The 14,480-nt window shown below is 52.9% G+C and carries 13 protein-coding genes; 3 read left to right on the forward strand and 10 right to left on the reverse strand.

The features are described 5' to 3' along the window. Nucleotides 1–3: 3 nt before the first annotated feature. The 7 genes from NLX71_RS14280 to NLX71_RS14310 form a co-directional block, all read right to left on the reverse strand. Nucleotides 4–1,101 carry a Gfo/Idh/MocA family protein gene (locus tag NLX71_RS14280; RefSeq protein WP_254364352.1) on the reverse strand — a complete coding sequence of 366 codons (1,098 nt, stop codon included), beginning with the start codon at nt 1,099–1,101 and terminating at the stop codon, nt 4–6. Nucleotides 1,102–1,125: 24 nt separating this feature from the next. Then, nucleotides 1,126–1,974, reverse strand: coding sequence for a sugar phosphate isomerase/epimerase family protein (locus NLX71_RS14285; RefSeq protein ID WP_254364353.1), 849 nt, complete (start codon nt 1,972–1,974; stop codon nt 1,126–1,128). A 27-nt stretch (nt 1,975–2,001) separates the two neighbouring features. Next, nucleotides 2,002–3,339 carry an MFS transporter gene (locus NLX71_RS14290; RefSeq protein ID WP_254364355.1) on the reverse strand — a complete coding sequence of 446 codons (1,338 nt, stop codon included), beginning with the start codon at nt 3,337–3,339 and terminating at the stop codon, nt 2,002–2,004. 301 nt (nt 3,340–3,640) lie between these two features. After that, nucleotides 3,641–4,651, reverse strand: coding sequence for a LacI family DNA-binding transcriptional regulator (locus NLX71_RS14295; RefSeq protein ID WP_254364356.1), 1,011 nt, complete (start codon nt 4,649–4,651; stop codon nt 3,641–3,643). 151 nt (nt 4,652–4,802) lie between these two features. Then, entirely contained in the window at nt 4,803–5,264 is a 462-nt protein-coding gene (locus NLX71_RS26820; RefSeq protein WP_254364357.1) for a carbohydrate-binding protein, read from the reverse strand. Nucleotides 5,265–5,416: 152 nt separating this feature from the next. After that, on the reverse strand, nt 5,417–7,072 hold the full coding sequence (locus tag NLX71_RS14305) for an AMP-binding protein (RefSeq protein WP_254364358.1): 1,656 nt from the start codon (nt 7,070–7,072) through the stop codon (nt 5,417–5,419). A 17-nt stretch (nt 7,073–7,089) separates the two neighbouring features. Then, the gene (locus tag NLX71_RS14310) at nt 7,090–9,051 is read right to left on the reverse strand and encodes an NADPH-dependent 2,4-dienoyl-CoA reductase (protein WP_254364360.1); all 1,962 of its coding nucleotides are present in this window, start codon (nt 9,049–9,051) and stop codon (nt 7,090–7,092) included. Nucleotides 9,052–9,585: 534 nt separating this feature from the next. Here NLX71_RS14310 and NLX71_RS14315 point away from each other — a divergent pair. Together NLX71_RS14315 and NLX71_RS14320 are read left to right on the forward strand one after the other, a co-directional pair. Further along, complete coding sequence (locus NLX71_RS14315) at nt 9,586–9,807, forward strand: hypothetical protein (RefSeq protein ID WP_254364362.1); 222 nt, start codon at nt 9,586–9,588, stop codon at nt 9,805–9,807. A 55-nt stretch (nt 9,808–9,862) separates the two neighbouring features. Next, nucleotides 9,863–10,102, forward strand: a complete 240-nt coding sequence (locus NLX71_RS14320; protein WP_254364364.1) for a hypothetical protein — start codon at nt 9,863–9,865, stop codon at nt 10,100–10,102. A 134-nt stretch (nt 10,103–10,236) separates the two neighbouring features. Here the strand turns inward: NLX71_RS14320 and NLX71_RS14325 are convergent, their stop codons facing one another. Continuing rightward, nucleotides 10,237–11,415 carry a glycine C-acetyltransferase gene (locus NLX71_RS14325; RefSeq protein WP_254364365.1) on the reverse strand — a complete coding sequence of 393 codons (1,179 nt, stop codon included), beginning with the start codon at nt 11,413–11,415 and terminating at the stop codon, nt 10,237–10,239. After that, a complete protein-coding gene (tdh, locus tag NLX71_RS14330) occupies nt 11,387–12,493 on the reverse strand; it encodes an L-threonine 3-dehydrogenase (protein WP_254364366.1) in 1,107 nt (368 codons plus the stop codon). The genes NLX71_RS14325 and tdh overlap by 29 nt, the downstream gene beginning before the upstream one ends. A 217-nt stretch (nt 12,494–12,710) precedes the next feature. On the opposite strand from tdh, the gene NLX71_RS14335 reads away from it, so the two are divergent. Then, complete coding sequence (locus NLX71_RS14335; protein ID WP_254364367.1) at nt 12,711–13,271, forward strand: helix-turn-helix domain-containing protein; 561 nt, start codon at nt 12,711–12,713, stop codon at nt 13,269–13,271. Nucleotides 13,272–13,403: 132 nt separating this feature from the next. Here the strand turns inward: NLX71_RS14335 and NLX71_RS14340 are convergent, their stop codons facing one another. Beyond that, complete coding sequence (locus tag NLX71_RS14340; RefSeq protein ID WP_254364368.1) at nt 13,404–14,444, reverse strand: NADH:flavin oxidoreductase; 1,041 nt, start codon at nt 14,442–14,444, stop codon at nt 13,404–13,406. Nucleotides 14,445–14,480: the final 36 nt, after the last annotated feature.

A 14,480-nucleotide genomic window follows, 5' to 3' on the forward strand; every position in this document is an offset into this window, starting at 1 on the left:
AAATCAAGAAAGCTCGACGGCTTTGCCTGTCTTGGCCGACTCATAGACGGCTTCGAGAATCTGTGTGACCACGTATGCCTGTTCCGGCTTAACAAGCGGCTCCCTGTCATATAATACCGCTTCAATCCATTGCTTTGCTTCCAGATCGCCGGCGTTTATCGACGAGCCTTCGTAGTAAGAGACCCCACCGCCATTCGAGGTGTTCGTCTCAATCATTTGGCCGTACTTCGTCGAGTTAAACGTTACATAACCTTTGCCTTCCCAGGCCTCACCGAGCATCTCTGCCCCGGCTTCGGTTCCGCACAGCGTTACTTGCGCCTCCTTCGCATTAATCATGTTCAGCGCCCATGATGCCTCCAAATGGATTGTCGCCCCGTTTTCCATCTTGATAAATCCGAACGCCGAATCCTCTACTCCGAATTCTTCGGTATTCCACGGTCCGAAAATATTGCCCTCTGACTTGTCTTTCAGCTTGTGAAATACGCTGCCAACGACCAACTTCGGCTTATAGTTGTCCATCATCCACAGCGTCAAATCGAGTGCGTGCGTCCCGATGTCGATTAAAGGACCGCCGCCCTGCTTGTCCTTGTCCATAAATACGCCCCAGGTGGGAACTCCCCGGCGACGGATGGCGTGTGCTTTCGCGACGTATACTTCACCAAGATCGCCGTTCTTGCACGCTTCATGAAGTGTAAGGGAATCGTTGCGGAAACGGTTCTGATAACCGATTGTCAGCTTCTTTCCCGTCCGTTCAGCAGCTTCAAGCATCTTCTTCGCTTCAGCCGAATTGATCGCCATCGGCTTTTCGCACATGACGTGCTTGCCTGCTTCCAACGAAGCCACTGTTATTTCCGAGTGCGAGTTGTTTGGCGTCAGTACATGGATGATATCAATAGAGCCGTCCTCTAATAGTTCACGGTAATCCGTATATACCTTAGCATCCTCCGATCCGTACTGCGCGGCCGCCTTGACCGCTCTCTCCTCAACGATGTCGCAGAATGCGGTCATTACCGCCATATCTTTCAGTTTATATAACGAAGGCAAATGCTTGCCGTTCGCGATGCCTCCGCAGCCGATGATTCCGATTTTTAATAGTGCCATTTTCAATAGGCCTCCTTTAATAGATTAAGATTGCATAAGCAGCTTTTGGATATTATCGAAGCTCTCTTTTACGCTAACCAGCTCGTCTTTCACTGTGACGTCCTGTTCAACGATGATGTATTTGACCGAACCCAATTCCTGGGCTTTACGTAGAATCGAAGGAATATCCATGATACCTGTTCCGATTTCTACAAAGTCTTCCTTGTTGAACGCGGAAAACACCTTGTCCGCGTCCAACTCGCCGGACACCTTCTCCAGCAAGTTGACCGGATGGGCAGTGGCACTTAAATCTTTTTGATGCAGTAACCCGCAGCGGTTGCCCAGTTTCTCCATATAAGCTACTGGATCGACGCCTCCACGCTGCGCCCAAAACGTATCGAGCTCGAAACTTACGTATTCGGGGTCCGTATTTTCCAACAGCGTATCCATTATTGACTGTCCTTCGAAACGCTGAAATTCATGATAATGATTGTGGAAGTAGAGCTGGATGCCGGAATCCTTGCACTTCTTACCAGAAGTGTTCAACCATTTTGCTAGTTCGATTGCATCCTGCCTGCTTTTAAAAAAGTAAATCGGTATGACAACGCCCTCGCTGCCCAGTTCGACGTTGTAGCGGATAACCTCGTTCCAATCAAGGTTGGGATGATGTGCAACATGGCTGGTGACAACTCTCAGCCCCATCGTGTCCATGCTTTTTTTCAAGTCCTTCGCCGTGTACTCCACTTCGAAGCGCCCATCGCTTGACGTGTTGTGGAAAGCAAATTCAACGTTCTTGTACCCGATTTGGGCAACCTTTTCCAATGTTCCCAAGTGATCTTTGGCCAAAGCTTCTCTTACTGAGAACAATTGCAGACCTACCGGAATGTTAATCATCTAAATATTCTCTCCTTTTTTTGGATATTAAACGTACGTTTTGTTATTCAGTTCGCGCATAATGGAAGGATGCTGCTTGTCCAGCTTATACATGACCAGGAATACAATTTGAAGGGCTGTAAACGCGATCGGGCCAACATACATGAGTGTCCGGATCATCGAGACCGCACTGTCTGTCAGATGATTAGGGTCGTAATTCACCCACCCCAGCGCATAAGCCACGAACGAAGCGCCGACTGCGCTGCCGAACTTGGTCGCGAAACTGTAAGCTGAATACAGCGTTCCTTCCGTTCGCTGCCCGAACTTCCATTCGTGGTAATCGGCGGTGTCGGCCAGCATAGCAAAATTGGCCGGCGTGTGTATTCCAATAAGCGTGTTGGCAATGAAGAATAATAAAAGGTACAGCACCGGTGAACCGTTCTCGAGAAAAATCATCATAACGAACAGAATTATTGAAGCCGACAAGACCAGAATGCTCCCGTTACGCTTGCCAAGTGGTTTCAGAATAAACGGCGCGACTGCCCCCCCGACGAAAGTCGCGACATTTGCCAACGTCAAATACAGTGGGACCATGTAAGGCTGCTCCAGTACATATGTGACAAAGTAAACCAAAACACCGAACATGGTGCCCAAACGCAAGAAGAGGAACAGCGAGTTTAGCGCAATCATCACCCACGGCCGATTCTTCAGCAAATTGAGCAGAGATTTTCCAACGCTTTCGTCGCTTTTAAGGCCACTATTGTCAAACCTCTCCTTGCAATTTTTAAATACGATATAGAACAGAATCATTCCGACAACAGCGTATACCGTCATCGTAATTGGGTAGCCAACTTTCTCGTCCCCGCCGCCGAATGCTTGAACCAGGGGCTGCGTGCAGGCGGATACAATGATAGCTCCGAGTGCCATACCCATCATCCGGAAGCTTCCCAACTGCGTCTTCTCATCCGAGTTCTTCGTCATCAGTGGCATCAGTGCCCCATATGGCACGTTAATTGCTGAATACAGAATACCGAGTACAAGATACGTAAGGTAAGCGTAAACAAGTTTTCCGCCCTCCGAAATATTCGGCGTAATGAACGTAATGACGCTCAAAACGGCAAACGGCACGGAGACGTATAGTAGGTAAGGCCTCGTTTTACCATGCTTGGTTTTCGTTTTGTCGATCAGAACGCCTATGAACGGATCGATTATGGCATCGAGAATCCTGGTGATAAGGAATAGTGTTCCAACCACTCCTGCAGCTAGACCGTACACATTGGTATAGAAGTACAAAAGATAACTGGTAATCATCCCCCATACGAAATTGGAGGCTAAATCACCAAGACCGTAACTGACTTTCTCTTTTAACGATAGTTTGTCGTTCACGTATCCACCACTTTCAGAGATTCAATCAGTATGGTTTTTCAACTCCATTTTTAAAGTTCTTTTTCTTTTACTCAGCGATGTAACGGATTACATTTTTTGAAACAATCAGTGCTTCGGTTACTTTTTATTTTTGCGTCCACATCCTAACCAATACAATGGATAACATTTTATAGTGAATCAAACATGTAATCCATTACATTTTATTAAAGATGTAATCCATTACATTTTCTTGCTAAAAATATAATCTAAGCTGTAATCGATTACACCCATATTATAGTCATTTTTGCCGAAAAAGCAACTTTTATCTCTTAACCACAGTGGAATTTCGAATGACAAGCTGGGCTGGAAGAAGAACGGCATTCGTCTCAGGTTCTTTTCCGTTTATTTTGCGCATTAATATTTCCATCGCCATATGTCCGAGTTCATACTTGGGCTGCCGCATAGTCGTCAGCGGAGGTGCGCTCATCAACGCTTCCATCGTATCGTCGAAGCCAACTATCGCAAGATCCTCTGGAACAGAATACCCCAGGTTTCGAGCTGCATTCGCGCAACCAACGGCCATGGTGTCGTTGATGCAGAATACTGCAGTGGGACGTGAGGTATTCTCCTCAAGCAATTCCTTCGTCAGGCGAACTCCGCTTTCGTAGCTGAAATCTCCGTATTTAATAAGATTCGCATCGTAAGAAATTCCCGCTTCCTGCAAAGCAAGCCCGTATCCCTGCTCTCTCAACAGTGCAGTCTGCCCTTCATTTCGGCTGATCATGGCAATGCGTCTATGACCTAGCTTCACTAAATAAGTAACCGCGTCACGGGCTCCCTTCTCATTGTCGACTGATACGTAAGGAGTGCCAGTGTTACCCATCCACTCTAGACACTGAACAATAGGATAGTCCCGATTCAGTTGGCGAAGCTCCTGAGCGGTTAAAGTTGTTCCAAATGTGATCACTCCGTCGACAAATCGATTTTTCAGCAACTGAAGGAGCTGTTCTTCCTTGTTTTTACTACCCGAAGTGGAACATATGATCGTACTGTACTCATAATTCCGGGCGGACTCCTCCACCCCTTTGTACACTTCTTTCAACATTGGATAATCCAGGCTAGATAGGAGGATCATAATCCTTTTGGTCCGATCCCGTCTTAAATCCCTTCCGAGGAGATTAGGCTGATATTTCAACTGTCTAATCGCTTCCTGCACCTTAACTCGGGTGCGCTCCTTGACACGTGGGCTATTGTTGAGTACCCGGGATACCGTTGCTACCGAGACCCCTGCCGACTGCGCTACATCTTGAATAGTTACGACTTTTTTTCTCATTGCAATTCGCTCCATTAATTCTTCATATCACCATTATATTCAAAGGTGTGGCCTATTGCCAGTTATGCTTAACAATGTGATGTAGTGCAGGAAGATATTTGCAACGCCCCATCAAGCACAGGCAATCCTGCGTTCGATGGGGCGTTTTCGATTATATAGAGAATTTAACTTTCCCGTCGAAAATCCATTCCTCCGTAGCAGACGCTCGCGCGAACAAGCGCTCCGTGCCTTGCTCCTCGGCATACTTCCGCTCTTCCTCCGTAATCGGAATCATCCAGAGCAGATTGACCGGATCGCCGCCGATCTCCGGCAGGGCTATAGCCGGCGCATGCGGCGGCTCCCATCCCGGCAGCGAGGTATTGGCCTGAAGCGCTTTATACGTTTTGCCGCCAAAGGATACGAGGTCATTGACCTTATACGCCACGTACGTCGCCCATGGCTGCACCGTCGATTTCGTATCTGTCGTAACCGTGACCGGGTTGCTTGCAGCCGATACGTTGTCTGCCGCATCCTTCGCTCTGACCGTGAAGGTATAGGCCGTTCCGGCGGTCAGTCCGCTTACCGTGGCCGTTGTTCCTGCAACCGATGCGGCTAAGGCGGAGCCATTATACACATCGTGCCCGGTAACGCCGGTGTTGTCTGTGGAGGCGTTCCATCACAAGGTTACGCTCGAATGCGTTTTGCCCGTCGAAGTCAATCCGGACGGCGCGGTCGGCAGCTGCGTATCTTGCTGCGGCACGCTACAAAACCGCTCTCGCCATCCGTCTACGTCTTTTGAATCTGATTCGCCCGCTCGTACAGCACCCTCCGCAGCAATTTGCCCGATCCGGTCTTGGGTAGACCGCTCAAAAACTCGACTTTCCGCGGATATTTGTATACGGCCATATGCTCTTTGGCCCAATCGACGATGTCTTGCTCCGACACTCTTCCGACCGCTTCATCCTTGAGCACGATATACGCTTTCACTTCCTCGCCCCGGTAATCGTGGGCTACGCCAACGACGCACACTTCTTTAATCGCGGCATGCTTGTGCATGATGCTCTCCACCTCGTTAGGGAAGACGGAGAAGCCCGACGATTTGATCAGTTCCTTTTTCCGGCCGGAAATATGGACGTAGCCGTCCTCGTCCACGCAGCCTAAATCCCCGGTTAAAAACCATCCGTCGACGAACGCGTCAGCCGTAGCCTGCGGATTTTTCCAATAGCCCTTCATGACCATCGGTCCTTTGAAAGCGAGCTCTCCCTGCTGTCCGGGCGGCACCTCCACGGTCGGGTCATCTATGGCAACGACGCGAACATCCGCATCCATCAGCGGGATGCCGGCTGAGCCGATCCTTGCGTTATCCATAAAGTTCATCGTAATCTGGGCCGTTGTCTCGCTCAGCCCGTAGCCTTCAAGCAGCCGGGTACGGGTGACTTCGTAGAAACGCTCAAAGATCGGCTTCGGCACCGGAGCGCCCCCCGACAGGCAGCCCGACAGGGAGGACAGATCGTAATTCGCCGCGTTCGGGTGGTTAATGACCGCGATATTCATCGTAGCCGTGCTTACCCAATGCTGGATTCGCAGCTTGTGAATCGCTTCCAGAACGACGTCCGGCACAAAACGGTGGAACAGCATGATCGCTCCCCTATTGCAAAGCGGCGACCCCATGCAGTTGATCAGGCCGATAACATGAAACAAAGGCATCGCCGCCAGATGGCGGTCGCGCGGCTTCGTTCCCACCCCGTCCCTGAACGAAAACGCGTTCGCTACAATATTGCGGTGCGTCAGCTCGGCGCCTTTGGGCATGCCTGTCGTTCCCGAAGTGTATTGCAGCACGGCGGTATCGTCCAAGCACGCATTGGCCGGAGGAATCGGATCGTCGTAATGGATCAATTCCAGAATGCGCTCCTCCCCCGGCAGCCTGTTTATCGTTCTCTCCATTGACGCGAACGACATTGGGAATTCCGGATAATCCGGGGCAAAATCCGTCAACGCCGTCGAGATGATCCGTAGCCCGGGAAACTCCGGCAAAATCGGACACAAATGCTCCAGCAAATTTTCCTGAATGAAGATGGCCTTAGGCTCGGCGTCTCCCAGCAGATGGCTCAGCTCTGCCCGCTTGAACATCGGATTCATGGGCACCGCTATCGCGCCCAGACGCTGGACGGCCAGAAACGCCATGATAAACTGCGGGCTGTTCTCCATATAGAGAGCGACGGTATCGCCCTTGCCCACGCCTCTTGCATGCAGTTGGGAGGCAAGCTGCAAGTACATGTCCGCCAGCTCGCCATACGTGATCCTCTTGCCGTAGAAGTAAACCGCCGTATCGTCGGGATTCGTTCGCGCATGTTCCTCCACATAGTTTTCCAAGACCTTGTCTTCAAAGATGAAATGCCGTGGAATATCTTTGGGCCACACCTTGTACCATGCTTTTTCCATGCTACCCCTCCATATCGTTATTCGGTCTTCGCAAGCCTGCCTTCCTCGTAAGCAATACATGCGCCTTCATAGATGGCTCGCTTGGCATCCAGCTCTCCTGGGAATCGCGCCCCGCCGATCTTGACGACAGGAATGCCCGCCCGCTGTACGAACTGGTCGTCCCACGCTTCGGATAATTGTCCGGCGGCAAGAATGACGGTGTCGGCGGGAATTTTTTTCGTTTCCGGCCCGCGCTCCGTCTGGAGCTGTATGACAACTCCGTCTTCGTCAATCCGCTCGTAGCTTAAGTCGGTCACAAATTGAACCTTCTTCTGCCGCAGATGCGAAAGGAGCGCCCAACGGGTCGTTTTGCCGAGCGTTTCGCCGGGCTTGCCTTTTCGGCGAAGCAAATAAATCTCACGCTCCGCCTGCTCGGATAAGTAATGCGCCAGATCGCAGCCGATCCCTCCTGCTCCGATGATCACGACCCGCTTCCCAACCTCCGCCTCCCCCCGGAGCACTTGCTGATACGTCAATACATGAGGCAGCGAGGTGCCCGGCAGCTCCGGGATTCGCGGCTTGATGCCGCTGGCCAGCACGACCAGATCCAGAGCAAGAGCGGCGATTTCCTCCGGCGTCGGACGATGGTTTAAGCGGATATCGACGCCTAAGCGGTGTAACTCATGCTGGTAATAGCGCAGCGTTTCGGCAAACTCCTGCTTTCCCGGAATCCGCTTCGCCAGATTCAACTGCCCGCCCAAACGGTCTTCCTTTTCGTACAGCACGACGCGCTCGCCAATCTCAGCCAATGCCCGCGCCGCTTCCATCCCGGCGGCCCCTCCGCCGATGACCGCGATGTGACGGGGACGGTGTACCCTGAAAGGCTTCCACTTCGATTCCCGGCCCACCCTCGGATTGACCAGACAAGAGGCAGGCAGGCCGTCGAACACTTGATCGAGACACGCCTGATTGCAAGCAATACAGGTATTGATCCGGTCGAATTGCCCGACGCGGGCTTTGCGCAGCAGATCAGGGTCCGCCAGGAACGGACGCGCCATCGATACCAGATCGCACGCTCCGCGCTGCAACAGCTCGTCGGCCAGCCGGGGGTCGTTAATCCGGTTGCTACCGATCACCGGAACGTTGACTATCCGTTTGATCGTTTCCGCGATGTGAATATATCCGGCCCGGGGAACCATCATGGAGATGGTCGGCACTTGGGATTCATGCCAGCCGATTCCCACGTTAATCGCATCCGCTCCTGCATCTGCGACCATGCCAGCGAATTGCAGCGTTTCTTCCTCCGTCGTGCTGTCCGGGACCAGATCGGCGCCGGATAGCCGGAAAATGACCGGATAGCCGGGCCCGACCGCTTCGCGAACTGCTTGAACGATGCGCAGCGCGAATTTGGTCCGATGCTCGAACGAGCCGCCCCATGCATCGGTGCGCTTATTGGTGGCCGGGGATAAAAATTGATTGATCAAATACCCTTCCGACCCCATAATCTCCACGGCATCGAACCCGAGGTCGGCCGCCTTCTTCGCGCTAACCGCAAAGCGGGCGATAAGCTCCTCGATTTCTTCGTTGGTAAGCTCTCTGGGCGTGTGACGATGGATCGGCGAACGGATGGCGGAAGGCGCTACGGCGGGGATGCCCGTCAAATCCGCGTAGGCGTACCGCCCCGCGTGAAACAATTGGGCCGCGATCTGACCTCCGGCCGCGTGTACATGAGCCGTCAGGCTTTCCATATGCTTGCCATGCTCATCGCGGTAAAAGCCCAGAAAGTTACGGCCGCCGTCCCCTTCGGGCGAGACGGAAATACCGCCCGTCACGATCAAGCCCGGACCGTCCTGACCGGCTCTTTCCTTATAGAAATCAATCAAGGCTTGACTGCCCGCCTCTTCCCCCTCCAGCCCGGTATGCATAGAGCCCATAATGACACGGTTGGGAAGCTCCAAGCGGCCCAAGCGTATCGGTTGAAACAAATGATCCAGTTTCATTGTCTCTCTCCCTTTCATGATTACAGGACCCGCTATATTCATCATATATATGCAGTACTTGCCATTTGTAACAACATCAATCCATACGATTCTCTTGAGTTGTGACGATTCATTATCATTCGGCAGAAGGGAAAGCCTTCTTCCATCCCAGCCCCAGATGACCGGCAGCGAGCTGTTCACTTTTGTAAGCGATTGCGAAAAATACGGCTAAGAATTCGGAGGTCCGCATCCCCATGATTTTTCCCTGCCACACGTCGATACCGTTCCTAGCAGTTCCTCCTTTCTTCTACAATATTGCGTTGCTTTTTCCCTTCTTTAAACATCTTTCGACGTTATTCCTGTAAATTCCTTCTATGTAAATATAATGATTGCAATGTTTGCAAAGTCCATGCTGCAGCAATAGAAGCGTTGTTATTCAAAGGAGTTCCTCTTTTCTACAAAAAATGTGTGTTTAGTTGTGTTTAGTTGCAATTTGTTTGACTTTTTCTCCTGACGCGGATTATGATAAACGTAACGAATGGGGAGAGCTCATCCATGAAACCTATCGCTCGTGTCATTATTATTGGCTGGGACGGAGCAGGCAGCTTCGTAACGTCCGCGAATACGCCCAACTTGGACTGGCTCGTCCGGATGGGGACGTTCGACTTCCAGGCCCAGACGGCGTCTCCGACGATCAGCGCGCAATGCTGGGGATCGCTTCTGCATGGCGTCGCGCCGGACAAGCACGGGTTGACCAACGATACCGCAAGCGGATGAGCATACGGGATTTATACTTGATGCGATCGAACAAACGGGACTTCTGGACGACAGCTTGTTGATCCTCGTGTCCGACCATGGCGGCGGCGGAGCCGACCCGCGGGACCACGGCAGCGATCACCCGATGGACAAAACGATCTTTTGGGGCTGCGTCGGTCCGGGCATCGGGCGCGGCGCTTCGCTTCAGGGCACGATGACGATCACTGACACGGCGGCTGTCGTCGTCCGGGCGCTTGGCATCGAAGCTCCCGCAACGTGGGAAGCAAAGCTTCCGGAACGGCTTTTTGCGGAATAATCCGGTCCCGGCTAGTCCCAGGAGGCAATATACATGATCGATTAACAAAATGCAGCTAGGTCCCCGTCCGCCCCGTCAACCAAAAATAAGCGGCCGCTTCTCCCCTGAGAGACGGCCGCTTGCTTTTTCCACTTTTACCCCAGCAATCCCAACTGCTTGCCCGCACGCTCCAGCGCGTTCAACGCAAAATCAAGATCCTCCTGCGTATGCCCCGCAGTCACGATAAACCGCACCCGGCCTTTGTCCATCGCAACCGTCGGATAGACGATGCCTTGCGCGAAGATGCCTTCTTCCAGCAGCAGGTCGGAGAAACGCATCGTCTTCGCAGGGTCACCCACGATGACCGGGATGATCGGCGTCTCGCTCCCGCCCGTATCGAATCCGAGACCCTGCACCTTCGAACGGAAATACGAGGCGTTCGCCCACAGCTTCTTGATCAGCTCGTCGCTTTGCTTGAGCACTTGAATCGCCGCAAGGCAGGAAGCGGCCACCGCAGGCGTCTGCGACGTACTGAACAGAAACGGACGCGCTTTATGAATCAAATAATCCTTCAATACTTGGTCGCACGCGACGTAGCCTCCAACCGCGCCAACGGCTTTGGACAGCGTGCCTACTTGGATGTGTACCCGCCCGTGCAGCCCGAAATGGTCGGTCGAGCCTTTGCCGTTTTTGCCGAGTACACCGCTCGCATGGGCGTCGTCGACGTAAACGTAGGCGTCGTATTTTTCCACCAGCTCCACAATGTTCGGCAGCGGGGCAATGTCGCCGTCCATGCTGAATACGCCGTCCGTCACGACGACGCGCTTTTTAAACCCTGCACTTTCCTTGAGCACGGCTTCCAGTTGGTTCATATCTTTGTGCGCGAATATTTTCCGGTGTGCCTTCGTCAGCCGGATGCCGTCGATGATGCTCGCATGGTTCAGCTCGTCGCTGATGACGACATCGTCCGGACCGAGAATGGACGAGAGCACGCCTTGATTCGTCGTAAATCCGGATTGGAACACGAGCGCCGCTTCCGTCCCCTTAAACTGGGCCAGCTCCTGCTCCAGCCGGTCGTGAATGTCGAGCGTGCCCGTAATGGTGCGCACCGAGCCGCTGCCGACGCCATACTGCTCGGTAGCCCGAATAGCCGCTTCCTTCAGGTCGGGGTGATCGGTGAGCCCCAGATAGTTGTTCGAAGACATCTGAAGCAGCCGGCGGCCGTTCAACGTCATCCAAGTGCCCGAGCGGCTTTCCCAGACTGTAAGCGGACGATACCGCCCTTCCTGCTTCGCTTGCTCCAACTCATCCCGCAGTGAGTTCCAATTGGCCATGAACGAGCTCCCCCTTATTGGTTGTTTGTGTATCCGTGTCGTGGTGAAATACGATTTTGCCGCATTGACCGGAAGCCGCGAGCGCGAAAGCTTCCTCATACTGATCCAATGTAAAAGTATGCGAAATGAGCGGCTTCAAATCGATCCGCGCCCGGTCGAGCAAGCCCTTGAGCTGGTACCAGGTCTGGTACATGCGCCGTCCGGTGATGCCTTCCACGCGAATTCCTTTAAAAATAATATGCCGCGACAGGTCGAGCGAAACTTCCCGGGTCGGAATGCCCAACAGCGAGACGCGGGCCGCCGGCGCCGCCGCTTCGAATCCGCCGCGGATTGCGTCCGGGTGGCCGGACATTTCCAGCACGACCTCCGCCCCTTCCCCGCCGGTATGCTCCATAATCGCCTGCACCATGGACGTCTCCTTACTGTTGATCGTTACGTCCGCTCCCATCGTGCGGGCCAGTCCCAAGCGGTAAGCGTTTATGTCCACCGCCATCACCGTGCCCGCTCCGCATGCTTTGGCCACCGCTACCGCCATCAAGCCGATCGGTCCGGTGCCGATGACAGCCACCGACTTGCCGACGATGTCGCCGGAAAGCACCGTCTGTACGGCGTTGCCCAGCGGGTCCTGCAAACAGCCAAGCTCGAAAGGCAGCTGCGGGTCGTTGTGAATCACGTTGGTCGCTTTGACGACCGCGTAGTCGGCGAAGCAGCCCGGCGCCGTGATGCCGAAGCTTTTCGTGTTCGGGCAGACGTGCGCGTTACCGGTCCGGCAGGCCTTACAGACGCCGCAGACGATATGCCCTTCCGCCGAGATGCGGTCCCCGAGCTTCACGTTCGTAACCCGGTTTCCTACGGCTTCTACGATACCCGCGAATTCATGGCCGAATACGTTAGGCGTAACCACCGTTTGCTCCGCCCAGGCGTCCCATTGGTAAATATGTAAATCCGTACCGCAGATTGAAGTCGTTTTCACCCGGACCAGCACTTCGTCGGGACCGCACACTGGAACGGGAACCTCCTTCAATACCGCGCCGAACGCCCGCTTTTCTTTTACAAGCCCCATCATCGTTGTTCCCATCGTGCATCCCTCCGCCGGATGTTGTATAATATATTAAACCATTGTGCGCTATGGTGTACTTACACTATATTATACATATGTGCGTGATATTGTACATAGGTTTAAGCGGCAACTTGGAAAAAAATTTTTTCTTACCACCGGCAAGTCCACACAGAAACGTTGTGCGCGACTGCCGTTCGTTTATAATGGAGAGAGTAAAGCAGCATGGGAGGATATCATGGAGCACGAACAAATTCATAAGAAAATCGGCAAAAGCCTTCAGTCCATCCGCAAAGCCCGCTCGCTCAGTCTCGACCAGGTAGCGGAGCTGACGGGGGTCAGCAAAGCGATGCTCGGACAAATCGAACGCGGCGATTCGAATCCGACGATCTCGATCCTGTGGAAAATCGTGAATGGGCTGCGCATCTCGTTTACGTCTCTGATCGAAGAAGAACCGGCCAAGGTGACGCATTTCCGCTTTGATAATTTGGAGCCTTTTGTGGAGGAGGAGGGCCGGTATCGGGCTTTCCCGCTCGTTCCGTTCGACCAGCAGAAGCGTTTTGAAATTTATACGGTAGAAATGGAAGCGAACTGCACCCACATTTCGGAGCCGCATAACGAGGGGATCGAAGAGTACATTTTGATGATGTATGGCGAGCTCGACATCACGATCCAGCAGAAGACGTACACGCTGAAGGTGGGGGACGCGCTTCGGTTTACGGCGGACCAAAGCCATATTTATACGAATAAAACAGATCAGAAGACGATGTACCACAACATCATCCTCTACCCTTCTTGATCCGCAGCAAATGAAAACGGCAACCCGGGAAGCAGCGCCTCCTTCGGATTGCCGTTTTTGCTACGCTATAGCAGGGACTCTTGCTCAGTATCCGCGAAAAATATATCCCGTGTTTACGAATCAAACGGGGGCTTAATGAAGTGTTTTCAACGCCTCAGTCGTAAAGGGGACCATTTCGGCTGTTTGGCCGTCGCGGATCTTGTTTGCCCATTGAGGGTCCACCAATAATGCGCGACCTATGGCTACCAGATCAAATTCTTGACGTTCCAGCCTCTCGATTAACCCGTCAATCTTCGTATTATCGGCTCCCTTTCCTTCGGTAAAGAGACTCGTAAAATCGCCATCCAGACCAACCGATCCGACCGTAATCGTCGGTTTCCCTGTCAACTTTTTTGTCCATCCGGCAAGATTCAGATCGGAGCCTTCGAACTCCGGCTCCCAGAAACGGCGCGTTGAGCAGTGGAAAATATCAACGCCCGCGTCGACCAAGGGTGCCAAGAACTGTTCCAGTAGCTCCGGCGTTTCAGCCAATTTCGCTGTGTAGTTACTCGCCTTCCATTGCGAGAAACGAAGCACGATTGGGAATTCCGGTCCGACGGCGCGGCGGCATGCTTCTATAATCTCCACTGCAAAGCGGGTGCGCGCAACCATGTCACCGCCATAGCTGTCGGTTCGCGTGTTGGTTTTTTCCCAGAAGAATTGGTCGATTAAATATCCATGCGCACCGTGGAGCTCGATGCCGTCGAAGCCAAGCCGCTTGGCTTCAGATGCGGCCTGTGCGAAGCCTTGGACGATTGCGGCGATTTCCGATTCCGAATAATCGCCTACATGGCCTCGCGCTCCCATATGCCAAATCTGCGGTATGATCCTTCCGCCCGCCGCGTGTACCTCAGTCACTACGTTTGCCCAACTGTTTAATGCAGCTTCACCATAGAAATGCGGTACGTTGGCTTGATTGGCCGAATCCGGATGATTAATCACCGTACCTTCCGTCACGATAAGTCCAACACCGTTTTCGGCCCTGCGACGGTAATAGGCGGCCACATCCAAACCCGGCACGCCGTCCGGGGAAAATTGCCGGGTCATCGGCGCCATCACGATACGATTAGACAGAGTCAGATTTCCGTTTGCGAACGGTTGGAACAAAGCCTGAACAGATTGAGAATAGCTCATAGAAACCTCCAAATTTAATTATATTCCATAAAATTA

This window comes from Paenibacillus sp. MZ04-78.2, from assembly GCF_024213375.1.
Taxonomy (GTDB): Bacteria; Bacillota; Bacilli; order Paenibacillales; family NBRC-103111; genus Paenibacillus_G.

Excerpts from the sequence above, each read along its gene's own strand:
- NLX71_RS14280 (WP_254364352.1), bottom strand. The coding sequence starts at position 1,101 with ATGGCACTATTAAAAATCGGAATCATCGGCTGCGGAGGCATCGCGAAC.
- NLX71_RS14285 (WP_254364353.1), bottom strand. The coding sequence starts at position 1,974 with ATGATTAACATTCCGGTAGGTCTGCAATTGTTCTCAGTAAGAGAAGCT.
- NLX71_RS14295 (WP_254364356.1), bottom strand. The coding sequence starts at position 4,651 with ATGAGAAAAAAAGTCGTAACTATTCAAGATGTAGCGCAGTCGGCAGGG.
- NLX71_RS14305 (WP_254364358.1), bottom strand. The coding sequence starts at position 7,072 with ATGGAAAAAGCATGGTACAAGGTGTGGCCCAAAGATATTCCACGGCAT.
- NLX71_RS14310 (WP_254364360.1), bottom strand. The coding sequence starts at position 9,051 with ATGAAACTGGATCATTTGTTTCAACCGATACGCTTGGGCCGCTTGGAG.
- NLX71_RS14315 (WP_254364362.1), top strand. The coding sequence starts at position 9,586 with ATGAAACCTATCGCTCGTGTCATTATTATTGGCTGGGACGGAGCAGGC.
- NLX71_RS14325 (WP_254364365.1), bottom strand. The coding sequence starts at position 11,415 with ATGGCCAATTGGAACTCACTGCGGGATGAGTTGGAGCAAGCGAAGCAG.
- tdh (WP_254364366.1), bottom strand. The coding sequence starts at position 12,493 with ATGGGAACAACGATGATGGGGCTTGTAAAAGAAAAGCGGGCGTTCGGC.
- NLX71_RS14335 (WP_254364367.1), top strand. The coding sequence starts at position 12,711 with ATGGAGCACGAACAAATTCATAAGAAAATCGGCAAAAGCCTTCAGTCC.
- NLX71_RS14340 (WP_254364368.1), bottom strand. The coding sequence starts at position 14,444 with ATGAGCTATTCTCAATCTGTTCAGGCTTTGTTCCAACCGTTCGCAAAC.